The organism is Stenotrophomonas sp. SPM (assembly GCF_003105135.1).
Taxonomy (GTDB): Bacteria; Pseudomonadota; Gammaproteobacteria; order Xanthomonadales; family Xanthomonadaceae; genus Stenotrophomonas.
In genome coordinates this window covers 1-26,293 of the sequence record NZ_QETL01000051.1, presented here as the reverse complement: position 1 = coordinate 26,293, position 26,293 = coordinate 1, and the positions used below count along the sequence as shown (strand labels likewise).

The 26,293-nt window shown below is 61.8% G+C and carries 26 protein-coding genes and 1 tRNA gene; 25 read left to right on the top strand and 2 right to left on the bottom strand.

The window, feature by feature from the left end; all coding sequences use genetic code 11:
* On the bottom strand, nucleotides 1–474 hold a 474-nt coding region (locus DCO49_RS12180; RefSeq protein ID WP_116864249.1), incomplete at its 3' end, for a Maf family nucleotide pyrophosphatase.
* A gap of 114 nt (nucleotides 475–588) precedes the next feature.
* Between DCO49_RS12180 and DCO49_RS12175 the strand changes: the two genes are divergently transcribed.
* The 20 genes from DCO49_RS12175 to DCO49_RS12080 all read left to right on the top strand — a co-directional run bounded on the left by DCO49_RS12175 (nucleotide 589) and on the right by DCO49_RS12080 (nucleotide 19,701).
* Nucleotides 589–1,098, top strand: coding sequence for a YceD family protein (locus DCO49_RS12175; protein ID WP_116864248.1), 510 nt, complete (start codon nucleotides 589–591; stop codon nucleotides 1,096–1,098).
* A 116-nt stretch (nucleotides 1,099–1,214) separates the two neighbouring features.
* Nucleotides 1,215–1,409, top strand: a complete 195-nt coding sequence (rpmF, locus tag DCO49_RS12170; RefSeq protein WP_004154640.1) for a 50S ribosomal protein L32 — start codon at nucleotides 1,215–1,217, stop codon at nucleotides 1,407–1,409.
* A gap of 90 nt (nucleotides 1,410–1,499) precedes the next feature.
* A complete protein-coding gene (locus DCO49_RS12165; RefSeq protein ID WP_108767982.1) occupies nucleotides 1,500–2,480 on the top strand; it encodes a beta-ketoacyl-ACP synthase III in 981 nt (326 codons plus the stop codon).
* A 73-nt stretch (nucleotides 2,481–2,553) separates the two neighbouring features.
* Nucleotides 2,554–3,336, top strand: a complete 783-nt coding sequence (locus tag DCO49_RS12160; protein ID WP_116864247.1) for a serine/threonine protein phosphatase — start codon at nucleotides 2,554–2,556, stop codon at nucleotides 3,334–3,336.
* Between the two features lie 170 nt (nucleotides 3,337–3,506).
* The gene (gene fabD / locus DCO49_RS12155) at nucleotides 3,507–4,451 is read left to right on the top strand and encodes an ACP S-malonyltransferase (protein WP_116864246.1); all 945 of its coding nucleotides are present in this window, start codon (nucleotides 3,507–3,509) and stop codon (nucleotides 4,449–4,451) included.
* Nucleotides 4,452–4,532: 81 nt separating this feature from the next.
* Nucleotides 4,533–5,276 (top strand): 3-oxoacyl-ACP reductase FabG, encoded by a 744-nt coding sequence (gene fabG / locus DCO49_RS12150; RefSeq protein ID WP_079220844.1) that lies wholly within the window; start codon nucleotides 4,533–4,535, stop codon nucleotides 5,274–5,276.
* A gap of 153 nt (nucleotides 5,277–5,429) precedes the next feature.
* Nucleotides 5,430–5,669, top strand: a complete 240-nt coding sequence (gene acpP, locus DCO49_RS12145) for an acyl carrier protein (RefSeq protein ID WP_005415509.1) — start codon at nucleotides 5,430–5,432, stop codon at nucleotides 5,667–5,669.
* 141 nt (nucleotides 5,670–5,810) lie between these two features.
* The gene (fabF, locus tag DCO49_RS12140; protein WP_116864245.1) at nucleotides 5,811–7,073 is read left to right on the top strand and encodes a beta-ketoacyl-ACP synthase II; all 1,263 of its coding nucleotides are present in this window, start codon (nucleotides 5,811–5,813) and stop codon (nucleotides 7,071–7,073) included.
* A gap of 102 nt (nucleotides 7,074–7,175) precedes the next feature.
* On the top strand, nucleotides 7,176–8,540 hold the full coding sequence (locus tag DCO49_RS12135) for an aminodeoxychorismate synthase component I (protein WP_116864244.1): 1,365 nt from the start codon (nucleotides 7,176–7,178) through the stop codon (nucleotides 8,538–8,540).
* Between the two features lie 104 nt (nucleotides 8,541–8,644).
* Entirely contained in the window at nucleotides 8,645–9,706 is a 1,062-nt protein-coding gene (gene mltG, locus DCO49_RS12130) for an endolytic transglycosylase MltG (RefSeq protein ID WP_116864243.1), read from the top strand.
* Nucleotides 9,703–10,368 carry a dTMP kinase gene (tmk, locus tag DCO49_RS12125; RefSeq protein WP_116864242.1) on the top strand — a complete coding sequence of 222 codons (666 nt, stop codon included), beginning with the start codon at nucleotides 9,703–9,705 and terminating at the stop codon, nucleotides 10,366–10,368. The genes mltG and tmk overlap by 4 nt, the downstream gene beginning before the upstream one ends.
* Entirely contained in the window at nucleotides 10,365–11,318 is a 954-nt protein-coding gene (locus tag DCO49_RS12120; protein WP_116864241.1) for a DNA polymerase III subunit delta', read from the top strand. Before tmk ends, DCO49_RS12120 begins: the two co-directional genes overlap by 4 nt.
* Nucleotides 11,315–11,668, top strand: coding sequence for a PilZ domain-containing protein (locus DCO49_RS12115; RefSeq protein WP_079220849.1), 354 nt, complete (start codon nucleotides 11,315–11,317; stop codon nucleotides 11,666–11,668). Before DCO49_RS12120 ends, DCO49_RS12115 begins: the two co-directional genes overlap by 4 nt.
* 226 nt (nucleotides 11,669–11,894) lie before the next feature.
* Nucleotides 11,895–11,969: transfer RNA gene (locus DCO49_RS12110), tRNA-Val, on the top strand.
* Nucleotides 11,970–12,097: 128 nt separating this feature from the next.
* Nucleotides 12,098–13,099: a DNA adenine methylase gene (locus DCO49_RS12105; protein WP_165835724.1), complete on the top strand. Its 1,002-nt coding sequence runs from the start codon at nucleotides 12,098–12,100 to the stop codon at nucleotides 13,097–13,099.
* A 3-nt stretch (nucleotides 13,100–13,102) separates the two neighbouring features.
* Nucleotides 13,103–13,999, top strand: a complete 897-nt coding sequence (locus DCO49_RS12100; RefSeq protein WP_116864239.1) for an HAD-IIB family hydrolase — start codon at nucleotides 13,103–13,105, stop codon at nucleotides 13,997–13,999.
* Nucleotides 14,000–14,016: 17 nt separating this feature from the next.
* The gene (locus tag DCO49_RS12095) at nucleotides 14,017–16,539 is read left to right on the top strand and encodes a diguanylate cyclase (protein ID WP_116864238.1); all 2,523 of its coding nucleotides are present in this window, start codon (nucleotides 14,017–14,019) and stop codon (nucleotides 16,537–16,539) included.
* Complete coding sequence (locus DCO49_RS12090) at nucleotides 16,532–17,263, top strand: class I SAM-dependent methyltransferase (protein ID WP_165835723.1); 732 nt, start codon at nucleotides 16,532–16,534, stop codon at nucleotides 17,261–17,263. Before DCO49_RS12095 ends, DCO49_RS12090 begins: the two co-directional genes overlap by 8 nt.
* A 281-nt stretch (nucleotides 17,264–17,544) precedes the next feature.
* Nucleotides 17,545–18,990, top strand: a complete 1,446-nt coding sequence (locus DCO49_RS12085; RefSeq protein WP_165835722.1) for a DNA adenine methylase — start codon at nucleotides 17,545–17,547, stop codon at nucleotides 18,988–18,990.
* A 36-nt stretch (nucleotides 18,991–19,026) separates the two neighbouring features.
* Nucleotides 19,027–19,701: an SLATT domain-containing protein gene (locus tag DCO49_RS12080; RefSeq protein ID WP_116864235.1), complete on the top strand. Its 675-nt coding sequence runs from the start codon at nucleotides 19,027–19,029 to the stop codon at nucleotides 19,699–19,701.
* A gap of 69 nt (nucleotides 19,702–19,770) precedes the next feature.
* On the opposite strand, the gene DCO49_RS12075 is transcribed toward DCO49_RS12080, so the two are convergent.
* Nucleotides 19,771–20,169, bottom strand: a complete 399-nt coding sequence (locus tag DCO49_RS12075) for a hypothetical protein (protein WP_116864251.1) — start codon at nucleotides 20,167–20,169, stop codon at nucleotides 19,771–19,773.
* Between the two features lie 520 nt (nucleotides 20,170–20,689).
* Here DCO49_RS12075 and DCO49_RS12070 point away from each other — a divergent pair.
* From DCO49_RS12070 to smqnr, 5 genes are all read left to right on the top strand, one after another.
* Nucleotides 20,690–21,070, top strand: coding sequence for a tautomerase family protein (locus tag DCO49_RS12070; protein WP_116864234.1), 381 nt, complete (start codon nucleotides 20,690–20,692; stop codon nucleotides 21,068–21,070).
* Between the two features lie 128 nt (nucleotides 21,071–21,198).
* Nucleotides 21,199–21,648, top strand: coding sequence for a DUF2946 family protein (locus tag DCO49_RS12065; protein WP_116864233.1), 450 nt, complete (start codon nucleotides 21,199–21,201; stop codon nucleotides 21,646–21,648).
* A 176-nt stretch (nucleotides 21,649–21,824) separates the two neighbouring features.
* A complete protein-coding gene (locus DCO49_RS12060; protein WP_116864232.1) occupies nucleotides 21,825–23,960 on the top strand; it encodes a TonB-dependent receptor in 2,136 nt (711 codons plus the stop codon).
* Nucleotides 23,961–23,971: 11 nt separating this feature from the next.
* On the top strand, nucleotides 23,972–25,477 hold the full coding sequence (locus DCO49_RS12055) for a PepSY domain-containing protein (RefSeq protein WP_116864231.1): 1,506 nt from the start codon (nucleotides 23,972–23,974) through the stop codon (nucleotides 25,475–25,477).
* A 119-nt stretch (nucleotides 25,478–25,596) separates the two neighbouring features.
* On the top strand, nucleotides 25,597–26,244 hold the full coding sequence (smqnr, locus tag DCO49_RS12050; RefSeq protein ID WP_116864250.1) for a SmQnr family pentapeptide repeat protein: 648 nt from the start codon (nucleotides 25,597–25,599) through the stop codon (nucleotides 26,242–26,244).
* The last annotated feature ends 49 nt before the right edge of the window (nucleotides 26,245–26,293 follow it).

Genomic DNA, 26,293 nt, shown 5'->3' with positions numbered 1-26,293 from the left:
CCGCTCTCTCGATCTACCCTCGCACTTGAAGCTGCCGGCGCAGTCCAGCGGCTGCTCGGCGGCCACGTAGCGGGCAATCTCCCGCGCCTGCAGCGGGCGGAAGCGCACCTCGGTCAGGTCCATGGACGCGAACGATTCTCCATCGCGCGTGAGACTGATGGCGGTGTGGAAGCGCACCGTCTGCCCGGCCATTGCCGCCAGCTGGGCGCAGGCGGCCTCGGCCGTGCCCGGCTTGCCCAGCGGCTGGCCGTTCAGGTCCGCCACCTGGTCCGAGCCGATCACCCAGACGCCGGGGTGGCGCGCGGCGACCTCGGCGGCCTTGGCAGCCGCCAGCCTCCCGGCCAGGGCCAGCGGGGCTTCGCCCGCCTGCGGGGTCTCGTCCACCGCCGGGCTTGCGCAGTCGAAGGGCAGGCCGAGGCGCTGCAGCAGCTCGCGCCGGTAGCGGGAGGTGGAGGCCAGGAGCAGGGCAGGCATGCGACAATTCCGGGGCAGGGTGCGGAAGTCTGGCCCGGCGCCGAGGCTGCCAGCAAGCCCCTGTATGGCGGGCATTTGACAGCGACGGTCCCGATCCTTAGTATTCAGCGGCTTATGTCCGCGAACGTGCCCGAAACGCTGGATGCTTGGCGGATGGTCGTAGCGCGAAGGCGCTTCGACGGCCAGGTCTCTTTGGCTGATTTGACTCGCCTGCAAGGGTTGGTCGCCGATACCGACGGTGAGTGTAATTACTCGCTTGAATTCGGTCACGACGACGTCTTGCGGGTATCCTATGTGGAACTGACCATCGATACCGCGTTGCCGCTGACCTGTCAGCGCAGCATGCAGCGATTCCTGTTGCCGGTGAAGATGACCCAGAGGCTTGGCCTGATCCGCGACGAGGACGAGGAATCGTCCCTGCCCGAGGAGTACGAGGCGTTGCTGGTGCCGGAAGATGGGCAACTGCGTCCGCTGGACCTGGTCGAGGATGAATTGGTGCTGGCGGTACCCGTGGTACCGCTGTCGCCGGACGGTGAGGCAGTCAACAAGGACTGGGCACCGACCGAAGAAGAAACGAAGCAGGCCAACCCGTTTGCGGCGTTGGCGGCACTGAAGAAAGAGTAAAAGCATTAGCAGCCGGATTGTCGTCGGCGGCTGCGGCGAAAGCGAAAGTGTGCTGGGCGCTGGCGTCCTGCGCGACGATACGACGAAGCAAATCGAACCGAGTTTGGAGCAATCCCATGGCTGTCCAGAAATCCCGTGTCACCCCGTCCCGCCGCGGTATGCGCCGTGCGCATGACGCCCTGAGCGCCAAGCAGCTGTCGACCGACCCGACCACCGGCGAAGTGCACCTGCGTCACCACATCACTGCTGACGGTTTCTACCGCGGCAAGAAGGTCATCCAGACCAAGACCTCGGCCGTCGAAGAAGATTGATGTGCCGAAAGGCCGCTGCCCCAGGGCAGCGGCCTTTGCCTTCTTCCCCGGGCATGCCGGTGATCGGCAGCCTGCGCAACAGGAAACATGATGAGCAAGCGGATCTACTCGAGGATCGCGGGCACCGGTAGCTATTTGCCGGAAAAAGTCCTGACCAACGCCGACCTGGAAAAAATGGTCGAAACCTCGGACGAGTGGATCCAGTCGCGCACCGGTATTCGTGAACGGCACATCGCGGCCGAAGGCGAAACCACCAGCGACCTCGGCTACCACGCCGCGGTGCGTGCGCTTGAAGCGGCCGGTATCGACGCTTCCCAGCTCGACATGATCGTGGTCGGTACGACCACCCCTGACCTTATTTTCCCTTCCACCGCGTGCCTGATCCAGGCCAAGCTCGGTGCGTCGGGCTGCCCCGCCTTCGACGTCAACGCGGCCTGCTCGGGCTTCGTGTTCGCGCTCAGCGTGGCCGACAAGTTCATCCGTTCCGGTGATGCCCGCTACGTTCTGGTCATCGGCGCCGAAACGCTGACCCGCATCGTCGACTGGGAAGACCGCACCACCTGCGTGCTGTTCGGCGACGGTGCCGGCGCGGTCGTGCTCAAGGCCGACGAAGAAACCGGCATCCTCAGCACCCACCTGCATTCCGATGGCAGCAAGAAAGAGCTGCTGTGGAACCCGGTCGGCGTGTCGGTCGGTTTCAAGGATGGCAGCGGCAACGGCGGCGGTACCATCAACATGAAGGGCAACGACGTGTTCAAGTACGCCGTCAAGGCGCTGGACTCGGTCGTAGACGAAACCCTGGAGGCCAACGGCCTGGGCAAGTCCGACCTGGATTGGCTGATCCCGCACCAGGCCAACCTGCGCATCATCGAAGCCACCGCCAAGCGGCTGGACATGTCGATGGACCAGGTCGTGGTCACCGTCGACCGCCACGGCAACACCTCCTCCGGCTCAGTGCCGCTGGCGCTGGACGCCGCAGTGCGTTCGGGCAAGGTCGAGCGTGGCCAGCTGCTGCTGCTGGAAGCCTTCGGTGGCGGCTTCACGTGGGGTTCGGCCCTGCTGCGCTATTGATAGCGTAGTTACGACAACGTGAAGTCTGTCGTTACGGCCCCTTTGGGGCCGTAACGCGTTCAGGAGATCCGTCATGGTTGAGCCCATCGTCATCGAAGGGCAGCGCGCCTGGCTGAAGCAGTACGGCAAGGGAGGCCGCGCATTCGCCCTGGGCCTTCTCAATTTCATCGCCCGCCGCTTCCACCTCGATGCCCTGCGCCCGCCGCCGCACCGCGGAGGCGATGCCGCGCGCGCGACCGAAGCGCGTCGCCTGGGCGAGCTGCACGCGCAGGGCGTGAACGTGCCCGAAGTGATCGGCAGCGGCCATGCTGCGCTGGTGATCGGCGACAACGGCGGTTCTTTCAATACCTGCCTGCGCGAAGCCGATGACGCCGGTCGTGACCGGCTGGTGGCCGCCGCGATGAAGGCCCTCGCCGAAGCCCATGCCCGTGGCGCCTATTTCGGCCAGCCGGTGCCGCGCAACCTCACCTGGGACGGCCAGAACGTGGGCTTCATCGATTTCGAGGAAGACCCGCTGGAAGTGATGGACCTGGCCGAGGCGCAGGCGCGGGACTGGCTGATGTTCGGCTATGGCGTGGCCAAGTATTACGCCGACCGTCCACAGCACCTGCAGGCGATGATGGCCGAGGCCATGGATGGTGTGCAGGCGCCGGTACGCGCGCACGTGCATTCGGTCAGTGGCCGGCTGCAGGGCCTGGCCCGCGTCTGCATGAAGCTGGGCCGCTCGGCGCGCGCGCTGGCGCAATCGATCTTCATCACCCATGGCGCGACCACGCTGGGCCTGATCATGGTGGTGGGGCTGTGCGTGGACTGGTTCGCCGATGGCGAGCTCGACATCCTGCAGCTGTTCTGCTGATCGCGGTCCGCCGGGCATGGCCCGGCGCTACCGGACCCGTTCGCCGGGCAGGGGGCAAAGGAATCCGACCCCTTCGTGGGTCCATACGCCCTGCATACGCGCACGTACAGACGACACGAGGGATTCGCCCTTATCATGGCCCGCTTCGATTGCAACAAGCGGATGACCGCGTGACCGTATCCACCCTCGCATTTGTCTTCCCCGGTCAGGGCTCGCAGTCCGTGGGCATGCTGGCCGAGCTGGCCGAGCTGCACCCGCAGGTGCGTGAAGCCTTCACCGAAGCATCCGATGGTGCCGGCGTCGACCTGTGGGCGCTGTCCCAGGGTGGCCCGGAGGAAATGCTCAACCGTACCGAATACACCCAGCCGGCCCTGCTCGCGGCGAGCGTCGGCGCGTGGCGCGCTTGGAACGCCGTCGGCGGTCCGCGCCCGTCGGTGCTGGCCGGCCACAGCCTGGGCGAATACACCGCCCTGGTCGCTGCTGGCGCGCTGAGCCTGCATGACGGTGCGCACCTGGTGCGCCTGCGCGGCCAGCTGATGCAGGAAGCCGCGCCGGCCGGCGTCGGTGCCATGGCCGCCGTGCTCGGTGCTGAAGACCAGCTGGTGCTGGACGTCTGCGCCGAAGCCGCTGGCAGCCAGGTCGTGGTGCCGGCCAACTTCAACTCGCCGGGCCAGATCGTCATCGGTGGCGACGCCGCTGCGGTCGACCGCGCGCTGGCGCTGCTGGCCGAGAAGGGCGTGCGCAAGGCCGTGAAGCTGGCCGTCAGCGTGCCCTCGCACACCCCGCTGATGCGCGAAGCCGCCAACCGCCTGGCTGAAGTGATGGCCGGCCTGTCCTGGCAGGTGCCGCAGCTGCCGGTGGTGCAGAACGTCGATGCCAAGGTGCACGACGGTGTCGACGCCATCCGTGCCGCCCTGGTGCAGCAGCTGTACCAGCCGGTGCAGTGGACCGGTTGCGTGCAGGCCCTGGCCGCCCGTGGCATCACCCAGATCGCCGAGTGCGGTCCGGGCAAGGTGCTCACCGGCCTGGTCAAGCGCATCGACAAGACCATCGACGGCCGTTCCCTTGCGACCCCGGGCGACTTCGAAGGCGCCCGCGAGGCGTGGTCGGCCTGATCCCCCTGTTCCTGCCGACCGTGCCGGTGGCCGCTGCAAGCGGCACGGGCGCGGTCGCTGCCCACGTCTGAGGACAACATCATGAGCAAGCCCCTGCAGGGTGAAATCGCACTGGTCACTGGCGCCAGCCGTGGCATTGGTGCCGCCATCGCCGATCTGCTGGCCGCCCAGGGCGCCACCGTCATCGGCACCGCCACCACCGAATCCGGCGCTGCCGCGATCGGCGAACGCCTGGCGGCCCACGGCGGCCACGGCCGCGCGCTGAACGTCACCGACGCCGCCGCGCTGGACAGCGTGCTGGACGGCATCGCCAAGGAATTCGGCGCGATCTCGATCCTGGTCAACAACGCCGGCATCACCCGCGACAACCTGCTGATGCGCATGAAGGAAGACGATTGGGCGTCGATCATCGACACCAACCTGACCAGCGTGTTCCGCACCAGCAAGGCCGTCATGCGCGGCATGATGAAGGCGCGCAAGGGCCGCATCATCAACATCGCATCGGTGGTGGGCGTGACCGGCAACGCCGGCCAGGCCAACTACGCCGCTGCCAAGGCCGGCATCATCGGTTTCAGCAAGTCGCTGGCCAAGGAAATCGGCTCGCGCGGCGTCACCGTCAATGTCGTGGCCCCCGGCTTCATCGATACCGACATGACCAAGGCGCTGCCGGAAGAAGCCCGCACCGCCCTGATCAACGACATCGCCCTCGAACGCCTCGGTTCGCCGGAAGACATCGCCCATGCGGTGGCCTTCCTGGCCAGCCCGGCGGCCGGCTACATCACCGGCGAAACCCTCCATGTGAACGGCGGCATGTACATGCCGTAAGCAAGGGGCGCATGGATTGCGCCGCAAGTGGTTGATCTGCTGGGTTTTTTGCATGCATGCAAGGCCCCGCCGGTTTCCACTACACTATCCCACGGCCATCGCCATCCGATGGCGATCACTTTTGAACCACTACTCCATCTGGAGCGATACCCCATGAGCACCATCGAAGAACGCGTCAAGAAAATCGTCGTCGAACAGCTTGGCGTCAAGGAAGAAGAAGTCACCAACAGCGCATCGTTCGTCGATGACCTGGGCGCTGACTCGCTGGACACCGTTGAGCTGGTGATGGCCCTGGAAGAAGAGTTCGAGTGCGAGATCCCGGACGAAGAAGCCGAGAAGATCAGCACCGTGCAGGCCGCCATCGACTACATCAAGGCCCACGTCAAGGCCTGATGTCAGACGGCAGTGCGCGCGCGGGTTCCGCTCGCCGCGCACCGCACCCCATGGGGCCGCAGTTGCGGCCCCGTGTGTTTGAGCATCACATCGAAGCAAACCGAGTTGCCCGTTGACATCATCGGGTCAGGAGAATCAGCAATGAAGCGTCGCGTCGTCGTAACCGGTCTGGGTATCGTCTCGCCGTTGGGCAATGATCTGGCCAGCAGCTGGGAAGGCATCACCCATGGTCGTTCGGGCATCGGTCCGCTGACCAACGTTTCTGATGCCTACCTGGATCGGTTCACCACCAAGATTGCAGGTGAGGTCAAAGGCTTTGACATCACCGCCGACAACGAACTGTTCGGCAAGTACCGGGTCAGCGGCAAGGATGCCAAAAAGATGGACCCGTTCATCCATTACGGCCTCGGTGCCTCCTTCATGGCCCTGCATGATGCGGGCCTGGAGATCACCGAAGCCAACGCCGAGCGCATCGGCGCCATCGTCGGCGCCGGCATCGGCGGCCTGCTGGGCATCGAAGAGCAGACCATCGATTTCCACGAGGGCAAGAAGATCTCGCCCTTCTACGTGCCCAAGACCATCATCAACATGCTGCCGGGCCAGCTGAGCATCATTACCGGCCTGAAGGGTCCGTCGTTCTCGGCGGTCTCGGCGTGCGCGACCTCGAACCATTCGATCGGTACCGCGATGCGCATGATCCAGTACGGCGATGCCGACGTGATGGTGGCCGGTGGCGCCGAGCGCGGTTCCTCGCCGACCGCCCTGGGAGGCTTCTGCGCGATGAAGGCCATGAGCACCCGCAACGATGCCCCGGAACAGGCCTCGCGCCCGTGGGACAAGGACCGCGACGGCTTCGTGCTGGGTGACGGTGCCGGCATCCTGGTGCTGGAAGAGTACGAGCACGCCAAGGCACGCGGCGCCAAGATCTACTGCGAACTGGCTGGCTTCGGCGCCAGCTCCGACGCGTACCACATGACCGCGCCGAGCGAGAACGGCGAAGGCGCTGCCCGCTGCATGGCCATGGCCATGCGCGATGCCGGCGTGAGCCCGGACCAGGTCGGTTACCTCAACGCACACGGCACCTCCACACCGCTGGGCGACCTGGGCGAAACCATGGCGATGAAGGCCGCCTTCGGCGACCACGCCTACAAGATGATGGTCAGCTCCACCAAGTCGATGACCGGCCACCTGCTGGGTGCCGCCGGCGGCGTGGAAGCGATCTTCTCGGTGATGGCGCTGCAGGACAACGTCATTCCGCCGACCATCAACCTGGAACAGCCGGGCGAAGGCTGCGACCTGGATTACGTGCCCAACGAAGCACGCCAGGCCAAGGTCGACGTGGTGATGTCCAACGGCTTCGGCTTCGGTGGCACCAACGGCACGCTGATCTTCAAGCGCGTCTGACCGAGGTTGTAGAGTCGAGTCATGCTCGACTGAACGTGCCTCACGCACGAGGGAGCCGCCGCAAGGCGGCTTCCGTGCATCTGAACCCCCGAACTGGCCGCCATGACCCACGCCCCGCTGATCCACCCGCTGCCGCACCCGATCGACCTGCTGGCCCTGCAGCAGCACGACCCGGCGCGCTTCCCGCTGCTGATGGAATCCACCGCCTCGGGCACCGCCCAGGGCCGCTGGAGCCTGCTGCTGGCCGCGCAGGGCGACTGCCTGCGGCTGGACGCCGACGGCCAGGTGCGCGACCAGCACGATGCCGTGCAGCCGGGCAGCTTTCTGCAGGTGCTCGACCGCGCCTGGCAGGCCGCGCGCCTGCCGCATGACCGCAGCCACAGCCTGCCGTTCCGCGGCGGCTGGGCGCTGATGCTCGACTACGAAGTGGCCAGCCAGATCGAAACCGTGCTGCCGCCGCGTGCGCGCGATGACGGCCGCCCGACCGCGCTGGCCCTGCGCTGCCCGGCCGCGCTGCTGCACGACCATGAGAACGACGCCAGCTTCGTCATCGCCGAAGCCGGCGAACAGGCCCTGCTGGACGCGCTGGTGGCGCAGGCCTCGGCCGCGCTGTCCGAAGCAGGGCAGGGCTGGCAGCCGCCGCAGTCGGTGGGCGAGGACGCACCGCAGCGCTTCACCGACGGCGTGCGCCGGGTGATCGAGTACCTGCGTGCCGGCGACGTGTTCCAGGTGAACCTGTCGCGGCGCTGGAGCGCGCAATTCGCCGCGCCGGTCAGCCCGCAGGCGCTGTATGCGCAGCTGCGTCGTGCCAATCCGGCACCGTTCGCCGGCCTGTTCAGCGCGCACGGCCGCCATGTGGTCAGTTCCTCGCCGGAACGGCTGGTGTCGGTGCATGCCGGCCACGCGCAGACCCGGCCGATTGCCGGCACCCGCCCGCGCTTTGAAGGCGACGACGATGCCGCGCGCATCCAGGAACTGGTCGGCCACCCCAAGGAACGCGCCGAGCACGTGATGCTGATCGACCTGGAGCGCAACGACCTGGGCCGCATCTGCCTGCCCGGCACCGTGGTCGTCGATGAACTGATGACCGTGGAAAGCTATGCCCACGTGCACCACATCGTCAGCAATGTCAGCGGCCACCTGCGCCCCGAAGTCACCCCGGGCGAGGTGATCGCCGCGACCTTCCCCGGCGGCACCATCACCGGCTGCCCCAAGGTGCGCTGCATGCAGATCATCAGCGAGCTGGAACAGGTGCCGCGCGGCGCCTACACCGGTGCCTTCGGCTGGCTGAACCGCGATGGCGACCTGGACCTGAACATCCTCATCCGCACCGCCGAGGTGGACGGGCACGAAGTCAGCTTCCGTACCGGCGCCGGCATCGTGGTCGACTCGGACCCGGACAAGGAACTGGACGAGACCCGCGCCAAGGCCCGCGGCCTGCTGCGGGCGCTGGGGCAGCAGGGGTAACCGGATCCCCGGTGGGCGAAGCGGGGTCGGAGGCCACCCCGGTCATGACCCCACACCACCCGGCACGGTATCCTGCACGGCGGAATCGCATTCAGAGGTAGTCCATGGCGGGAGCCAAGCGCGGGTGTCTGTTCGTGGTCACGCTGGTGGTGGTGTTGGGCGCCGTCCTCGCCGGCGCGGGCGCGTGGTTCTTCTACCAGCAGGGCCAGTTCGCAGACCGCCACATCACCCCGTCCGCCGAGAGCGTGGTCATCGCCAGCGGCGATGGCATGAACAGCGTGCTGCGCAAGCTGCGCGAGGCCGGCGTGGACGAAGGCCAGGACACCCAGTGGCAGCTGCTGGCCCGCCAGCTCGATGCCGCCGGCAAGCTGAAGGTGGGCGAGTACGCGCTGGACAACAGCCTGACCCCGCGCGAGCTGCTGCTGCGCATGCGTGCCGGCAAGGTGCTGCAGCACCGCGTTACCATTGTCGAAGGCTGGAACATCCGCCAGGTACGTGCCGCGCTGAAGCGCGCCGAGCCGCTGCTGCACACCACCGACACCCTGGATGACGCCGCACTGATGCAGCGCCTGGGCTTCGGCGGCCAGCATCCGGAAGGCCGCTTCCTGCCGGAGACCTACGTCTACCAGCGCGGCGACAGTGACATGGACGTGCTCAAGCGCGCCCATGCCGCGATGGAAAAAGCGCTGGACGAGGCCTGGGAAAGCCGCGCCGCCGACCTGCCGATCAACAGCCCCTACGAGCTGCTGATCCTCGCCTCGATCATCGAAAAGGAAACCGCGCTGGCCAGCGAGCGCCCGCAGATCGCCGGGGTGTTCATGCGCCGCCTGAAGATCGGCATGCGCCTGCAGACCGATCCCACCGTCATCTACGGCATCGGCACGGCCTACGACGGCAACATCCGCCGCCGCGACCTGACCACCGATACGCCGTACAACACGTACACCCGTGCGGGCCTGACCCCGACCCCGATCGCCATGCCCAGCCGCGATGCGCTGATGGCCGCCGCACAGCCGGCCGCCGGCGATGCGCTGTACTTCGTCGCCGTGGGCGATGGCAGTGGCGCGCACGTGTTCTCGCCCAGCCTGGACCAGCACAACGCCGCCGTAGCCCGCTACCTGCAGCAGCTGCGCCAGCAACGTACCAAGGAGACCCCGGCGCAATGAGTTCCGCGCTGCTTCGCCATCCGCGTTTCGTCAGCCTGGAAGGCGGCGAGGGCGCGGGCAAGACCACCGCCATCAACGCCATCCGCGATTGCCTGCGCAGCCACGGCCACGAGGTCGTGCTGACCCGCGAGCCGGGCGGTACGCCGCTGGCCGAGCGCATCCGCGGCCTGGTGCTGAAGCCCGACGCGGAGATCGCCGCCGAACCGCTCAGCGCCGAAGCCGAGCTGCTGCTGGTGTTCGCCGCACGCGCCCAGCACGTGCGCCAGGTCATCCAGCCGGCACTGCAGCGCGGCGCCTATGTCCTGAGCGATCGCTTCACCGATTCAAGCTACGCCTACCAGGGCGGTGGCCGTGGCCTCGACCCGCAGTGGATTGCCGACCTGGAGCGCCGCGCGGTCGGCCTGCTGCCGGGCCTGACCCTGCTGCTGGATGTGGACGTGGCCGTGGGCCGCGCCCGCGCCAATGGCCGTGACCTGTGGCCGGACCGTATTGAGAGCGAGCAGGACGATTTCTTCCAGCGCGTGCGCGAAGTCTTCCGCAGCCGCACCCGGCAGGATCCGCAGCGCTTTGCCCTGATCGATGCCGGCCAGGTGCAGGAGCGCGTGGCCGCCGATGTGGTGGCCAGCGTCGAGCGCTGGCTGCAGGCCGGGGAGGGCGCATGAGCTTTTCGCCCTGGCAGCAGCGCGCCTTCGACCAGACCGTCGCCGCACTGGATGCCGACCGGCTAGGCCATGGCCTGCTGATCTGCGGCCCGGCCGGCCTGGGCAAGCGTGAGGTCGCGCTGGCTCTGGCCGACCACGTGCTGGCCCGTGGCGATGCCGCGCACGCCACGCGCACGCGCCAGCTGATCGCCGCCGGTACCCATCCGGATCTGCAGCTGGTCAGCTTCGTTCCGAACAAGAGCGGCGACAAGCTGCGCACCGAGATCGTCATCGAGCAGGTGCGCGAGATCACCAACAAGCTGGCGCTGACCCCGCAGTACGGCGTTGCCCAGGTGGTGATCGTCGACCCGGCCGATGCCATCAACCGCTCGGCCGCCAACGCCCTGCTGAAGACCCTGGAAGAACCGCAGCCCGGCCGCTACCTGTGGCTGATCAGCAGCGACCCGGCGCGTCTGCCGCAGACCGTGCGCAGCCGCTGCCAGCGCCTGGAGTTCAAGCTGCCGCCGCGCGATGAAGCGATGGCCTGGCTGCAGCTGCAGGGCCACAGCGAAGCGGCCGCGCGCGAAGCGCTGGACGCGGCGCGCGGCCATCCCGGCCAGGCCGACAACTGGCTGCGCGAAGACGGTCTGAGCCTGCGCCGCGACGTCGGCCGCGACCTGGAACAGCTGGCCACCGGCAAGACCGGCGCAGTGGAGCTGGCGCAGAAGTGGTGTGGCGATGAGAACGCGGCCCTGCGCCTGCGCTTTGCCGCCGATCTGGCGCTGGCCCAGGCCAGCACCGACGCCTTGACCGCGCCGGACCGATTGCACAAGCTTGCAGCCTGGTTCGATGCTGCCAACCGCACCCGCGACCTGCTGCGCACTACCGTGCGTGCAGACCTTGCGGTGGTCGAGTTGCTGCTGGCCTGGAACAAGGTGAACGAGCGGCCTGCCGCAAGGGGAAATCGATGAGTGCCAGCAACGCCCGCCAGGGCATCCTGTCCCTGGCTGTAAAGGATAAAGCCGCGCTGTACAGCGCGTACATGCCGTTCGTGAAGAATGGCGGCATCTTCGTACCCACGCCCAAGCGCTACTTTCTGGGCGACGAAGTGTTCCTGCTGCTGACCCTGCCCGATTCCAGCGAGCGCCTGCCGGTGGCCGGCAAGGTGATCTGGGTGACCCCCGCCGGCGCACAGGGCAACCGCGTGGCCGGCATCGGCGTGCAGCTGGCCGACGGCCAGGAAGGCGAGAACGTGCGCCACAAGATCGAGACCCTGCTGGCCGGCCTGACCAGCTCGGACAAGCCGACGCACACGATGTGAGGTAGCGCCGGGCCATGCCCGGCGGCGCCTTCGAGACACCCGTGAACCGCTGTTCTGTAGAGTCGAGCCATGCTCGACTCCTGCGCTCGAAAACGGCCGCAGACCGCAGTGCAGTAGAGCCGAGCCATGCTCGGCTGCAGGCCTCGAAAAGGCCCGTGAACACAAATGTGAAAAACTGTTGACGGCCTCTGAAAAGCCCCTATAATGAGCGGCTCAGCAACACACCGGGCGGTTAGCTCAGCGGTAGAGCATTGCCTTCACACGGCAAGGGTCACAGGTTCGATCCCTGTACCGCCCACCATGTTGCAGAACGAAAGAAGCCTCCAGCAATGGGGGCTTTTTTGTTGCGTGCTTTCCATCTCGCCTGTCGACTTCCCTGCCTTGTGAAGCGGATACTAGTGCAGAGGAATCAGTCACAGGGACATTAGATTGCGCTACTTCGGCACCAAATCGTCCACCCTGGACGCAGTTGTCCGCGCAAGCCTTTCGGGTATCGATGCGCGTACCGCTGCGGACGCGTTTGGTGGGCTTGGTACCATCGGAGTAGCACTGCGCAACGAGGGCATTCAAGTAACCACGTGCGATGTGCTCGGGATGCCTCACGCATTCCAACATACGCGAGTGGTGCTTGGGCGACGACCTTACTACTTGGCTCTCAGGCAATACTTGGGAGTGGCGTCAGTGGCCGACTTGCTCTTGCATATCCGTGAACTATCAGATCATCGATCATGGATTGTTCGGGAGTTCTCGACTGAAAGAAAATTTTTTACGAGAGCTAACGCTGCAAAAATATCCGGTATCTGGATGAGTATCGCATCGTGGAAGTCGAAAGGGCTCTTGTCAAAGTCTGAGGAGTGTCACCTTGTTGCATCGCTGGTTAACAGCGCAGACCGTTGCGCTAATACCGCGGGCACCTACTATGCATACCTGAAGGAATGGGATAGGCGGGCTATAAAGTCATTCGAGTTTAGTTGGCTGGATGTTCCTGCTGCGGGACCACCTGGTCGCGCGATTCGAGGTGACGCAATTGAAGTTCTAGGGGGGGATAGCTTCGATCTGCTCTATCTAGACCCTCCGTATAATTCACGAGATTACTCGCGCTATTATCATTTTCCCGAAAGTCTGGCGAGTCTGAAGCGCCCCAAAACTGATGGCCGTAGTATGGCTGGCGTCCCCATTCTGCGCTCAAAAGGTGGAAATTCTAGAGAAAAGTCTTGGAGTTTGGAGTACGTTCAAAGACTTGTCGCGGCGGTGCAGTGGCGGCGTTGTGTGTTGCACTACTGTGAAGGGGCACATGTATCTTTGGATCACATGAGAGAAATGCTTTCTTGCCATGGAAAAGTCGAAGCGCTGACCATTGATGCGGCCAGTTATACGACAGTTCCTCGAAGTCGTGCATCTAAGCATCATCTCTTTATTGTGGATAAGTGAACTATGCGTCTTCCTAATGCGATGTCGGACCCTGATGAATTTAGAGAGTTCTCTAAAGTTGAGCTGGCGATACTGGATCTGGATGGTACGTTGCTTTCAAGCTCCGATGACGTGCCTCTGTCAGGGGCCTGGGATCTGCGTCTCGGCGTAGTGAACAGGCTCAAGGGGCGTGGAGTTCCTCTCTCCATTGCAACGGGACGTGCGGCATTCGGGGCGTTTCCCATAATTAGCGCAGTTTCAAGAAACAAAGATCTTCCATTCATTATCTATAATGGAGGGGTGGTCTTGACCTCATCGGGAACTATTCTGCACTCCGTCCATATTGAAATGGGTGCAGTGCGAGAAATTGTCCGGACGATTGAGGAGTTGGGTGCATCTGTTCTGACATACTGGATTGCATATAGTTTCGACGGACGGCTTGAAAAAGAGTGGGCTGTTTTTCATGGTGGATCATCTCCGCCGCATCGGGAATTTAACGGGCTCCCCGTCTCACTTCCGGAATCTCTGCAATCAGGCGCTATTTGTGTTGCCGCTCTTGCATGGAGTGATGATCCTGATGTGCAATTGAATATTGCAAATGGACTTTCTGGGGTGGAGGAGATCTCCTTAACTCGCAGTGGGTCTAAGTATGTCGAGATAAGGCCATTCGGATCCAGTAAGGCTCAGGGTCTTAATGTAATGTTGTCAAGCATTGACATATCGGCACATTCGGTAATGGCAATTGGCGATAATGATAATGATATCGAGCTTCTGAGTTCGGTTGGTTTTGGGGTTTGCGTTTCCAACGCCTCGGACGGTGCGAGAGCTGCAAGTAGATTCCAGGCCGATTATCCATCGACTTCTGGCGCTATACAAGCTCTTCAGATAGTCGCGCGGGCGAAAAGACTTTTCAGTAAATAAAAGGGGGTTCAGGGAAGATGGCATACGACGCTGCGAGAAAGTTGGAGGATTTGACCAATGAGGCCGAATCGATACTTCTGTCCCCAAGAGAGGTTACAAGGATAATTGCATCTATTGCGTCCGACACATTCGCAAAAAGAATTCGCATCGAAATTCAGCACTTGGATCAAATTTATGTATGGGGCGCAACCGACGATCTTCCAAAAGTGCTGGTCAGGGGGAATGTAAGCGAGGGTATCGAGTATCGAGTTTATGGTGAGTATTTCCCAGAGACATCTTCAGAGCAATCTCTGTTGGATAAGCTGCGAGCATTGCCGCCGGCACTGTGGCGTAATGACATCAGGCCAATGGGCGGCGTTGGTTGGAAGTTTGAATCGATCAGGAACTCCCTGAGTCGATCTGTCTCCAGGTTGGTTGAAAATCAAGTTGATTCTAGGGTTGCTGCGATTTATGCGGATCTCGACAACTTTAAAAAGCTCAACGATGATGCTGGGCATGCGAAAGGCGATGAGGCAATTCGCATGGTCAATCGAGAAATGCACAATCTCTGTGGGGAATTTGGTGGAATTCCCTTTCATCCAAGTGGTGACGAGTTTTACCTGATCCTTCCCGCTGACAGCCTCCTTGAGATGATGGACGCCCTCCAGAAGCTGAAGGGGCGAATTATGAGTTTTCCTTTCCAATCCACTGATGGCGCCATTATTAATGTCGATATAACTATGGGTGTTGAGCTCCTCTCTGGGGAGCCTACTTACACAGATATTGATGAGGCGCTGCGCAAGGCAGAAGCATCTACGAGGAAGCCTCGAACGGAGAACTCTCCGTCACGTGTTGAGACTTCGACAGATAAGCGGAGGGGGAAGATATCATTCGCTCTTTCCGCTTCGAGCGAGGATGTGTCAACCTCCGCTGTCGATTTTTTGAAGCTGGGCACAGTTCTCATTCGCCGGACCGCGCAGTCAAAACGTTCGACATTCAATGATCCGAGGCTTGGCTTGATCGAGCTGATTGCTCGTCGCATAGGTTCGGATGACAAGAAGGCGATTCTGGAACGAGTCGAGAAAGCGATCTCATGGCTCGATGTTGAAGTCGTTCCCACATATTCAATTTCCGCTCTGCTTGGGGCGAGGAACCCCCATAGAATTCCTGCCGCTGCAATCGCGTTGGCAATTGCAAGTGGACTACTTCAGAATCGGACTAGAACGGGTGAGGTTGTCCCTCCCTCGATGCATATTTCGATTTCAGTGGGAAATTTCGGCGTTCGTGTAGATGTAGATGGAAGAACTGCATGGGAGAGGCCCGGGGAGGGCGGGGGGGATGCTGAGGTCACTGTCTATGATCAGAATGTGGCGTCACGTGATGGCGCCATTATAGGCGTGCAGGTGGGGTTCAATACGCAGCCAGCCCTACCAGACAAAACAATTCTCCCGGAACACTTCTTCTCTAAATTGGTCGTAGTTGATGATCGCCCTAACTCGGGCGGCGGGCTGCCCGATTTCTGGCAGGCTGCTGTAGCGCTTGTCTGTAAGGTTGCCGCGAGTAAAAAGGGAGGCTGCTTCGTTGTCGGTTGGGGTAGTAACCCGGAGGAGAGTGATACAATTCGCCGACTGAGGGGTGTGAGCTTTAATGTGGACATTGATGAAATGTCTACGCTGTCCAGTATCCCTTCTGATCAAGTTCGGGATATGGTGGAGCATATTAGTAAGACTTTAAAGGTTGTGGGAGATTTCTCATCTCTAGTGTCAGCTTTGTACGAAAATTCAGGGCTGGTTTGGGAGCCGCATGAAATCCTGGAATCGAGTGCGGTGGAAGCTGCGGAGATTCTCAGGCGAAGCGGTGTCGATCGCGCTGACTTGGGTGCTGTCGATGGTGTCAGGTGCCAAAATGCGGGGCAGGCATACCCGACAGTAATTGATATTCTCCGAAGAGAGGCGAAGCGAGTGTCCGCAGATGATGCTCACCAAGAGCTTCGTGAGCTCACTTCTTTCAAAATCGTATTGGAGGATCCATTACGTTTTGTGCTTCCCTCATACTTGGCGAAGCAACAGGAGGATGTTTCGCGGTACGCGAGAAGTGTTCTCCTTGACCCGGCTAGTCGACTGGGGGGCAAGTTGCGTGAGGATGGACAGTACGACGCTTTCATCCAGGAGCTCGCCTCTTGCTACGTTGATAGCGCTGGAATGAAGTCCACTCGAAGAGCGCTTTTAGTTGTACCTCATCGAGTACGGGATGGCCGATGCACGCCCGAGGGTCTCGTTTCGGTGTGGGCGTCTCCACGCATTGGCGACGATTCGCGAGGAGCAATTGATTGGGTATTCACTTGGCGCACTGTGGAGGCCTTTATTGGTCTTCCATACAGTATGTTTGGTTCCATTCGATTTGCTGAGGGAATGATGGATGAGCTCCGGTCAAGGAGTGATATGAAATCATCTTCTGTCGAAATAGGTACAGTCACGTACGTTGCGCTGAGTCTCCACATGCGGGTCGATGGCGTTCATCCTCGGATTGCGAAGATGATTGTGGATTCCTCGAGTGACTAGTTTATGGACACTGGTAGTAAAATTTGAAAGCAATGAATATCGGAAGTTGCTTTCGAAGGCGAACGTTGAACTCCGGAGATGTGGTTCTGGCGTATCAATTCTCTCTTGGCGCGGTGCTCCAGATGAGCGTTATTGGAAGAGTCTTGGTCTGGCCAGATTGTTCGAGACGGTATGGGTCGCTGCAGAATTGTCATCTAATCGAGCTGCGGTTTCGGAGCTTTTTGGATCTCTCTCCGCGGAATATGGATCAGTCATTGACACTCAGAGAAATGTCGACTGTTACAATTTCTTGATCAACACTTGCATTCAATACTACGGCTTTCCCGTCTTAAATCTGTTGGATGTTGGTTGTGGGGATGGGCTAATATTGCGGGCTTCAGCTGCGCGCTCTATTCGAATTGTGGGTTACGATTTGAGTGCTGAGATTGCAAGGGTTGCTCAAAGTCGTGGGTTGGAAGTTCTTAGTGATGCTGAATTTTTCAGTGGGGCTGAGGACTTTGATGCGGTAGTCGGTTGCTATTCCATGCATTATTTTGTAGAGCCATATTCAACAATTGGGTTTGTTTCGAAACACCTTAAGCATGCGGGGGTGTGGGCGATGAATTTCCATAAGAATATTATGTTTGATCGTTTTATGGGTTGCCTTGAAGGTGCTGAGATGCGCCGCATTGCAGATTTTGAAACGAATTTTGGTAGAGTCCTCGTTGCGGGGAGGGCGTTGTGAGTTCCTTCGAATGGGCTGTTTCGGTTTCAGAGCTGTCTCCCAGGGAGACTCGGTGGGTGTCGTGTGGCCTCCTTCCAACTATCGAGGATAAACTCGGAAATGGATGGGTCTCTCGTTCACAGATGGGTCGTCTTGCTGAATTGGATGAAGTGAGATCGAAGCGAGCTGCGCCATCAGCGCAGGGGGAGCTCTTTCCGCCGGAAATCGTATGTTCGTTAGCCGATCAAATATATGTGTATAACGAGAGAGGGGCGCTTGACGGGCGAGATCCAAGTATTTGGATGCAATTGTCGCCCCTATGGATCGATGCTGGTCTGAAAGAAAGTGAAGCATCAGCCATAGGTGATATTGAGCGCTCGCAATGGTCGTTGCTGAATTTTGATCAGTATTACCTGTACTCCGATTCCAGTTCGATAGCCGCTGAGATCAAGGCGTCTAGATCTAGACGTGCAGAAATTCAGGACGGGCGCGGTGTAATTTTTTCAAGATCCGCGAACTACATGGGGTCGAAAGCCTCCCTGTCTGGCGAGGTAATTGACGTTCTCTCAGCGTGCTGGTCAGGCGGAGTTTTTATTGATCTGATGGCTGGCTCCGGCGCTGTATCAGGCGCTGTTTCTAGGTTCTATCCAGTAATTGCGTCTGATGCGCAGAGTTTTAGTAGATGCTTGGCAAAAGTTCAGGGTGGCGGACTGGGTAGGTCGCGTGCGATTGAGTTGGCCGGTTTTGTAATTGATATTGCACGCAATCGCTATGCGGCGTTGTCAGAAAAGTATGCTGACAAGATCTTGATGGAGGATATGGCTGCAAATTCTGAAATTGACAGTCATTCGGCGCGGGAATTTTTGGCGGATGCGATACAAGATAATTTGGATTGGACGGCGATGCGGAAGGGGGATTTTGACAGTGTAAGCGGCGCTTGGGCTGAAGGTCATTTGATCTCTCAAGTCTACGGCGGGCTGTATTTTGGTTGGCGGCAGTCAGTGGAGTTGGATTGTCTGAGGCAGGCTATAAATGAAATAGCCTGTCAGCGGGAAAAGGAATGGGCGCTTGGCGCGTTGATATGTGCAGCCAGTGCATGCGCGTTTACCTATGCTGGACACTTTGCGCAGCCGCGATTTGATGTGTCAAACCCGTTGGTCGCCCAGAAAAATCTAGCTGCGTTATTACGTCAGCGGTTGGCTTCCGTAACGCACGAGTTTTATGCAAGGCTTACGAGCCTCGCCGAAGAGAGTGAAGGAGTTAAGCAAGAAATTGACACCGTCCCTGGTCCCTGGCGTAGCGCGGTTGAGCGAATGCCGACCGCGAGTTACGAAGGGACCCCTTGCTTGTACTTAGACCCGCCATATACGCGCGATGAATACAGTCGGTATTATCACGTTCTTGAGGTCATTAGCAAATATTCGCCGGTTGCTGTGACAGGTAAAGCTCGTATGCCAAAGAGGGGCGGGGGGCTTCGGTTCGCATCTGTTTTTGGCGCGCGTTCATCGAGGGAGTCTGAGGCAGAAATTTCGGAAATATTGAAAACCTGTGCGCGAAGTGGATGGGACTGCTTGTGGAGTTACTCGAGCTCGGGCTTGGGGGATGTGAAGCGGATTGTTGACGAGGCTTCATTGGATTTTGAAAAAATAGACATATTTGCGAGCAACTATGTATACAGGGGGCAGGGTAGAGCCCCGGATAAAAGGGTGAAGGAATACATGCTGTATTTTAAGGCTGCAGGGAGATAAGGGGTGTGCAAGGTATTTGGATTTATCGATCGCAAGATGCTGCTCGCGTTCTGGGGTTGGCTTTTTTCATCGTTGAACAAGGAGCGTCCGTCGAAGACTCCAATTGAACGACTTGAGTTAAGTATCCGAGTGACTGCAAAGTGCAGATACAATGCTGCCGCTCGTCTCGACTGGCAGAGTAAGTTTTCATTCTTTACCACTACCTTTCTATCTTTGGGGCTTGTGCTTATTCCGCTTTTGCAGAATTCTGGGGTCAGGTTGGTATACTCTCCAAGCGTTCTGAATATGATGTCTATTTTTTTGGCGGTTGCTGTTCTGGTTTACTCCATTGTTATAGCGACTGCTCGCTATGATGTGAGGTCCGAGAATTTAACTGACTGTGGTAATAAGCTAAAGGAGCTCAATAGGTCTCTGGCCAGAGATCGAGCTAGGGTTTCCGACGATTCTGAAATTTTGGATGCTTACCAGCAGAGATATTCGGACATAGTTACTGATACCGAGAATCACAGTAGAGACGACTATGCATTTGCAATGCTTGAAATGCGGCGTGATTACAACCTGACAGGCCTCTCTCGGGCTCGGGTTCGTTTTGAAACGTTGGTTCAGTATGTTTCTCGGTATGTGGTTCCTTCATCTATGATTTTAATTGAAATGCTTTTCATTTTTGACATGATTGGGTTTACTTCCTTTTTCTCACCGTATCTTTCTTGACTTCGCTATTGAAGCTGTGACTATCGATCTTCTCCCTGTGCGGACAGGGTATGATCGGGCCAGCATTTTTCATTGAGTCGAGCAGCGAGTTGCCTCGCGCACCAGTTGTCGTGCCGCGACGATCAAACCATCGGTGTGGAAGTTGCCCAGCTGTTCTTCTGGAATGCCTTCGACACGCGCGCGGTCAGCGGCCTGCAGAAGATCCAGCAGCGCGGTGAGCCCCGCCAGCGAGCGACTGAGTGATGCGTGATTGCCGGCGCCGAGCCTGCGGGCGTGACATGGCTGACCATCTGCACCATCACCTTGGCGGATGGCATCGAGACAGGCGAAGAACGTGGGTGCCTGCACGGGCAGATTCTGTTCGTTCAATGCGCACTCGATCTCACGTGCGAGGTCTTCGGGCACGTCGTTGGCGAGGTCGCCGATGAGTGCGTGCAGGCGTGGGTGGGATGCGGTTCGATTGCTCATGGCGAAACCCTCACTGGCGTAGAGCCACCTTCGGAAGTGAAGGCGGCGGACGGTGCGGGTTGGCGTACCAAGGCAGAAAAGCTCACTGGGAGAAAAGGCCTGGCGGATCTGGCGATCCCCACGCACCGCCCGCCATTGAGGGCAGTCGGTGCATTCTCTTTGCTGCGATCAAGATCGCAACATCCAGTAGCTTGTTCGTTTATTCGAGACGCCAATCCCGACCAAGGCAATCTGCCTTGGCGAGGCGATCATCGATTCGTGCAAACACGGAAGTCAGTGAGGAAAGTTGCAACAACGCCAGCCATGACGGTGTACCTGCACCCATGGCGTAGCCAGCCGCGCTACCTGAACCAAGCCGTGCCGTTACACAGCCCCGGCAGATGGCAATCACGTCACCCGGCGCAGCCCCGCGCGAACGTGCCATGGATGAAAGCAGACGTTCCGTCCATGCGCTGTGTCGCCGACCCCGGCAGGCGTAGTCTCGCCCCACGGTTGTCCGCTCTGGCTCTGGAGTCCCACCATGCCGCTCGTCCGTATCGATCTTCGCAAAGGTAAATCCGCCGATTATCTGCAGCGTGTGGGGGAGGCGATCTACCAGGCCCTGCGCGCGGTGGGCGTGCCGGAAAACGATCGCTTCCAGGTATTCCAGGAGCACGAGCCGGGCACCCTCGTCTTCGACCCCGGCTATCTGGGCGTGGCCCGCACCGATGACTTCATCTGCGTGCAGATCACCTGGAGCGAGGGGCGCACGCAGGAGCAGAAGAAGGCGCTCTACCTGGGCATTGCCAATGGCTTGCATGAGGCGGTGGGCATCCGTCGCGAGGACGTGTTCATCAATCTGGTGGAAGTGAAGCCGGAAAATTGGTCGTTCGGGAATGGCGTGGCGCAGTACGTGAGTTGATGGCCTGCGTCACCGTGTCGCAGGGGCAAAACCCTGAACGTGGTCCAGGGTTGGCCGCTGCGCCGTAGAATGGGCGGGTGCGTCGCCCCCGATTCCACCGCCGGTTCCAGACCCTGGCATGGCTTGCCATGCTGCTGGTGCTGCTTGCCCCGCTGGTAAGCCGTTGGATGGCCCATGGGCCGGCGCACGCTGCCGTGCCGATGATGGCGGGCATGGATCATGGTGCGATGGATCATGGCGCCATGGACCACAGCGCCATGGGCCACGGCACGCATGCCGAACGCGCGCAGCACGCGATGGAAGGTCACCACGACCACCACGCGATGGCGATGGCGATGGCGCACGACGAGACCACCGCCAAACCGGCGGTCGATCCACACGCCGAGCATGAAATGGGCGTGGACTGCGAGTACTGCCTGATCGCGGCACGCCTGATCACCCTGCTGGTGGCGGCGTTCCTGCTGCTGGTGCCTTTGGCGCCGGTGTGTCGGGCGTTGGCAGGATCTGTCAGAGCGCTGCCCTCGCGGCTGCGCGGAACCCTGGGCGCGCGTGGCCCGCCGCTGGTGTTCGCTGGCTGAGCCGCGCACGCGAAAGCCGCCGGGCATGGCCCGGCGCTACCGATTCTCTTGAAGCTGCTGGGCATCGCCCGGCGTTGTCGAGCTGATTGAAGCCGCCGGGTATGGCCCGGTGCATCCGCGTGCGACTTTCTTTCTGCTGCCCCCGTTGAAGGGGCGGCATTGCATGCCGTGGAAACATGAAAACGAACCCGAACGTCGTTGCCCTGCGCTGGGCGACGCTGCCGGCGCTGTGCGCCTGCGCCCTGTACACCGCACCGGCCCGCGCCGATGCCGCTGACCCCACCACCCTGGACACCGTGCGCGTGGTCGATACCCGCCATGGCGCACTGTCTGCCGTGCCCAGCGCGGGCTCGGCCGTTGGCCTGAGCGTGCTGCAGACGCCGGCCGCGCTCACCGTCATCGACCGCGACCAGCTGGAACAACGCGGCGACAGCAACCTCAACGATGCGATCAGCCGCGCGGGTGCGATCAGTGCGATGCCGCATCCCGGCAATGGCCTCAGTGCGCTGTCCAGCCGCGGCTTCACCGATGGCGCGTCGGTGATGCGCCTGTACGACGGCCTGCGCCAGTACGGCGGGGTGGGCGTCACCTTCCCGTTCGATACCTGGTCCATCGAGCGCATCGAAGTGCTGCGCGGCCCGGCCTCGGTCATCCATGGCGACGGTGCCATCGGCGGTGTCATCAACATCGTGCCGAAGAAGCCGTCGCGCGGTGCCATCGAGAACGAGATCAGCGTGACCGTGGGCAGCGAGGACACCGCGCGCCTGGGCTTCGGCAGCGGCGGTGCACTGACGCCGGGGCTGGCCTACTGGGTTGATGTGAGCGGCAATTACAGCGGTGGCTGGGTCGACCGTGGCCGCAACAACGATGCGACGTTCTCCGGCGCACTGCTGTGGCAGCCGCGCACGGACCTGCAGCTGACCCTGACCCATGCGCAGGGCTACCAGCAGCCGATGCGCTACTTCGGCACGCCGCTGGTGGATGGCCGTCAGCTGGATGCGCTGCGCCATCGCAACTACAACGTGGCCGACAGCGAGATCCGCTTCCGCGACCGCTGGACCCAGCTGGATGCGCTGTGGACGCCGACCGCGAACGTCGAATGGCGCACGCGCCTCTACCAGATCGACAGCCAGCGCGACTGGCGCAATGCCGAGGCCTACGTCTACAACGATGCCACGGGTCTGATTGATCGCTCGGACAACACGCAGATCACCCACAACCAGGACCAGACCGGGCTGACCTCGACGCTGCGCGTGCAGGGGCAGGTGGGCGGGCTGGCCAACAGCTTCGCGGTGGGCCTGGATGCCAACCGCGCGCACTTCAAGCACACCAACAACACCTACGCAGGCAGCTCCGGGCCGGTCGATCCGTTCCATCCGGTACCGGGCGAGTTCGCCAGCGATGCACCGAACCTGCCGCGCTACCGCAACAGTGCCGAGCAGTACGCGCTGTTTGCCGAAGACCACCTGACGCTGAGCGAGCGCTGGTCGGTGCTGGGCGGGCTGCGTCATGACCGCGCGACCATCGACCGCACCGATCTCATCAGCGGCGCGGCAGCGTTCTCGAAGACCTACAGCAGCACCGGCTGGCGCACGGGCACGGTGTTCGCGCTGCGGCCGACCTTGAGCCTGTACGCGCAGTATTCGCACGCAGCCGACCCGGTCAGTGGCCTGCTGATGATCAGCCCGGCCAACGGTGCGTTCGACCTGGCCAAGGGCCGCCAGTTCGAGGTGGGCTTGAAGCAGGCCTTCGATGGCGGCGAGTGGACGCTGGCGGCGTACGGCATCCGCAAGACCGGCCTGCTCAGCCGTGACCCGCTGCAGCCCGATCGCCGCGTGCAGGCGGGCGCGCAGACCTCGCGTGGCATCGAGGCATCGTTGAACTGGGCGTTCGCACCGCACTGGTCGCTGGATGCGAATGCCACGGTGCTGAAGGCCAAATTCGAGGACTTCCTGGAAACCACCGGCTCGGCGGCGGCGGTGGTCTCGCGCGATGGCAACGTGCCGCCGAACGTGGCCGAGCGGATGGCGAACGTGTGGCTGAGCTGGCAGTTCCTGCCGGACTGGACCGTGGCCGGTGGCGCGCGCTATGTCGGCAAGCGTTACGCGGACAACGCCAACACCCTGGAACTGCCGGGCTACAGCACCACCGATCTGGCCCTGACCTGGCAGGCGGCACCGCGCACGCGGGTAAGCGCGCGACTGTTCAACGTGTTCGACAAGGCGTATTACGCGACGGCGTACTACACCAGCACGCAGTGGCTGCTGGGCGCGGACCGCCGCGTCGAGTTCACCCTCGACCATCGCTTCTGAGGGCGTCGCTGATGTCGCTGCGATCCACTGCCAAGCGCTGGACCTACCTGCTGCACCGATGGCTGGGCATCGGTGGCTGCCTGCTGATGCTGCTGTGGTTCGTCAGCGGCATGGTGATGCTGTTCATCGGTTACCCCAAGTTGACGCCGGGCGAACGGCTGGCGGCGTTGCCGGTGCTTGATGTTGCACGCGTGCTCCAGGGTCTGCGGGTGCTGCCCGACGCCGTGCAGGCCGAACCGGAAAGCGTGGCGATGACCACGCTGCGCGGTGAACCGGCCTACGTGGTGCGCAGCGGTGCCAACGTCGGCGCGTGGTCGGCAGCTACGGGCCACGCGCTGCTGCCGGTGTCTGCCCAGCGCGCCGAGCTGTCGGCCGCGGTGTTTGCTGGTGGACAGGCGTTCCCGGGTGCGGTGCGCGTGGACGAGGATCGCTGGACGCATTCGCGTGGGCTGGACGCGCAACGGCCGCTGTACAAGGTGGAAGTGGGCGGCCGCCAGCCAGGCAGTCTGTACGTTTCCTCGCGCACCGGCGAAGTGGTTCTGGATGCGCCGTACCACCAGCAGCGCTGGAACTACGTCGGTGCGTGGCTGCACTGGCTGTACTTCCTGCGCATGCAATCGGTGGACCCGGTGTGGACGTGGATGGTGATCGTGCTGTCCGCGCTGTGCACAGTGGCGGCCATCAGTGGCATCGTGGTGGGCGTGTGGCGCTGGCGTTTTCGTGGCAGCTACCGCTCGGGTGCGAAGACGCCCTACGTGGAGCCATGGATGCGCTGGCATCATCTGGTCGGCCTGATGGCGTGCGCCTTCGTGTTCACCTGGATCTTCAGCGGACTGATGTCGATGAACCCGCTGCAGGTGTTCAGCACCACGGCAGGTGCAGTGGATGCGGCGCGCTATCGCGGCGGGGCTGTGTCGCTGGATACCGCCGTCGCGCAGCCGCAGGCCTTGCTCGCGGCAGCGTCGAGGGAAGGCTTCGCGCCGGTGGAAATCCAGTGGCGGCGCATCGGTGGCGAACTGTTCGCGGTGCTGCTGGACGGGCAGGGCGGTACCCGCATCGTTTCGCAGTCAGAGGGGCAGTTGCAGGTCGCCCAGACCCTGCCGACCGCGTGGCTGCAGCAGCACGCGCAGGCGATGGGTTCGGCATCACTACGTGGGTTCTCGATCCTGCGCACGCCCGATGCGTATTTCTACCCTCGCGCCCCCGAGGCGATGAACGGTGCGGCCGTGCGGCGCTTTCCGGTGGCGGTGGCCGATTTCGGCGATGCGCACGCCACGCGCGTCTACTTCGATCTGGCCACCGGCGATCCGCTGCTGACCCTGGGCCATCGCGAGCGGGTCGGCCGCTGGCTGTTCTACTTCCTGCACAGCTGGGACCTGCCGGGCATGCTGCGGCAGGAGAACACGCGGCTGGGCGTGCTGCTGCTGTTGAGCGTGGTGGGTGCGGGCCTGTGCGCCACCGGTGCGGTGATCGGCTACCGTCGCCTGCGGATGAAGTTCCGGCGCCGTCGGCACTGACGTCGGCCGCGCTTTGTGCACAGCACGGCTGGACTGCCGGTGAACCCCGCGGCACGCCCGCTTACGGTAGACCACGTTTGCCCGGCATCATGTCGGGCAACCGTGACATGGAAATCCAGATGTCCCCCAGCATCCACCGCGCGCTGCGCATTACCGGCGACCAGTACGCCGGCCAGAAAGTGGTCGACCAGCAGTTCCACGAATGTGACTTCTCAGGTGCCGACCTGACCGCCACCGAGTTCGTGAACTGCAGCTTCTACGATGCCGAAAGCCGCACCGGCTGCCGCTTCAATGGCGCCACGCTGAAGGAGGCCAGCTTCCGTGGCTGCGACATCAGCATGTGCCATTTCAACTTCATCAAGGCGCTGGGCCTGGAAATCAGCGAATGTCGCGCGCAGGGCGCAGATTTCAGCAACGCCAGCTTCATGAACCAGATCACCACGCGCACCTGGTTCTGCAGTGCCTTCTTCAAGAAATCGAACCTGCGCTACGCCAACTTCTCGCGGGTGACGCTGGAAAAGTGCGAGCTGTGGGAGAACCGCTGGGACGGCGCCAACCTCAGCGGTGCCAGCTTCGCCGGTTCGGATCTGTCGGCCGGCCAGTTCGAGGGCATCGACTGGAGCAGTGCCAACTTCACCGACTGCGACCTGACCGGTTCGGAGCTTGGCGACCTGGACCTGCGTGTGGTCAACCTGCGTGGTGCACGCCTGGACGTGCAGCAGACGGCGCTGTTGATGCAGCGCATCGGCATCACCGTGGTGCCGTGACTTGATTGCGCCGTAGAGTCGAGCTTGCTCGACTGCTCCTGCCATCAGT

What these genes read in the sequence shown, in the direction of transcription:
- mltG (WP_116864243.1), top strand. Translation starts at nt 8,645, where the DNA reads ATGGCGGGAGCCAAGCGCGGGTGTCTGTTCGTGGTCACGCTGGTGGTG.
- fabF (WP_116864245.1), top strand. Translation starts at nt 5,811, where the DNA reads ATGAAGCGTCGCGTCGTCGTAACCGGTCTGGGTATCGTCTCGCCGTTG.
- DCO49_RS12135 (WP_116864244.1), top strand. Translation starts at nt 7,176, where the DNA reads ATGACCCACGCCCCGCTGATCCACCCGCTGCCGCACCCGATCGACCTG.
- fabG (WP_079220844.1), top strand. Translation starts at nt 4,533, where the DNA reads ATGAGCAAGCCCCTGCAGGGTGAAATCGCACTGGTCACTGGCGCCAGC.
- tmk (WP_116864242.1), top strand. Translation starts at nt 9,703, where the DNA reads ATGAGTTCCGCGCTGCTTCGCCATCCGCGTTTCGTCAGCCTGGAAGGC.
- rpmF (WP_004154640.1), top strand. Translation starts at nt 1,215, where the DNA reads ATGGCTGTCCAGAAATCCCGTGTCACCCCGTCCCGCCGCGGTATGCGC.
- DCO49_RS12115 (WP_079220849.1), top strand. Translation starts at nt 11,315, where the DNA reads ATGAGTGCCAGCAACGCCCGCCAGGGCATCCTGTCCCTGGCTGTAAAG.
- smqnr (WP_116864250.1), top strand. Translation starts at nt 25,597, where the DNA reads ATGTCCCCCAGCATCCACCGCGCGCTGCGCATTACCGGCGACCAGTAC.
- DCO49_RS12085 (WP_165835722.1), top strand. Translation starts at nt 17,545, where the DNA reads ATGCAATTGTCGCCCCTATGGATCGATGCTGGTCTGAAAGAAAGTGAA.
- DCO49_RS12160 (WP_116864247.1), top strand. Translation starts at nt 2,554, where the DNA reads ATGGTTGAGCCCATCGTCATCGAAGGGCAGCGCGCCTGGCTGAAGCAG.
- DCO49_RS12120 (WP_116864241.1), top strand. Translation starts at nt 10,365, where the DNA reads ATGAGCTTTTCGCCCTGGCAGCAGCGCGCCTTCGACCAGACCGTCGCC.
- DCO49_RS12095 (WP_116864238.1), top strand. Translation starts at nt 14,017, where the DNA reads ATGGCATACGACGCTGCGAGAAAGTTGGAGGATTTGACCAATGAGGCC.
- acpP (WP_005415509.1), top strand. Translation starts at nt 5,430, where the DNA reads ATGAGCACCATCGAAGAACGCGTCAAGAAAATCGTCGTCGAACAGCTT.
- DCO49_RS12065 (WP_116864233.1), top strand. Translation starts at nt 21,199, where the DNA reads ATGCTGCTGGTGCTGCTTGCCCCGCTGGTAAGCCGTTGGATGGCCCAT.
- DCO49_RS12165 (WP_108767982.1), top strand. Translation starts at nt 1,500, where the DNA reads ATGAGCAAGCGGATCTACTCGAGGATCGCGGGCACCGGTAGCTATTTG.
- DCO49_RS12070 (WP_116864234.1), top strand. Translation starts at nt 20,690, where the DNA reads ATGCCGCTCGTCCGTATCGATCTTCGCAAAGGTAAATCCGCCGATTAT.
- DCO49_RS12100 (WP_116864239.1), top strand. Translation starts at nt 13,103, where the DNA reads ATGCGTCTTCCTAATGCGATGTCGGACCCTGATGAATTTAGAGAGTTC.
- DCO49_RS12055 (WP_116864231.1), top strand. Translation starts at nt 23,972, where the DNA reads ATGTCGCTGCGATCCACTGCCAAGCGCTGGACCTACCTGCTGCACCGA.
- DCO49_RS12080 (WP_116864235.1), top strand. Translation starts at nt 19,027, where the DNA reads ATGCTGCTCGCGTTCTGGGGTTGGCTTTTTTCATCGTTGAACAAGGAG.
- DCO49_RS12175 (WP_116864248.1), top strand. Translation starts at nt 589, where the DNA reads ATGTCCGCGAACGTGCCCGAAACGCTGGATGCTTGGCGGATGGTCGTA.
- DCO49_RS12075 (WP_116864251.1), bottom strand. Translation starts at nt 20,169, where the DNA reads ATGAGCAATCGAACCGCATCCCACCCACGCCTGCACGCACTCATCGGC.
- DCO49_RS12060 (WP_116864232.1), top strand. Translation starts at nt 21,825, where the DNA reads ATGAAAACGAACCCGAACGTCGTTGCCCTGCGCTGGGCGACGCTGCCG.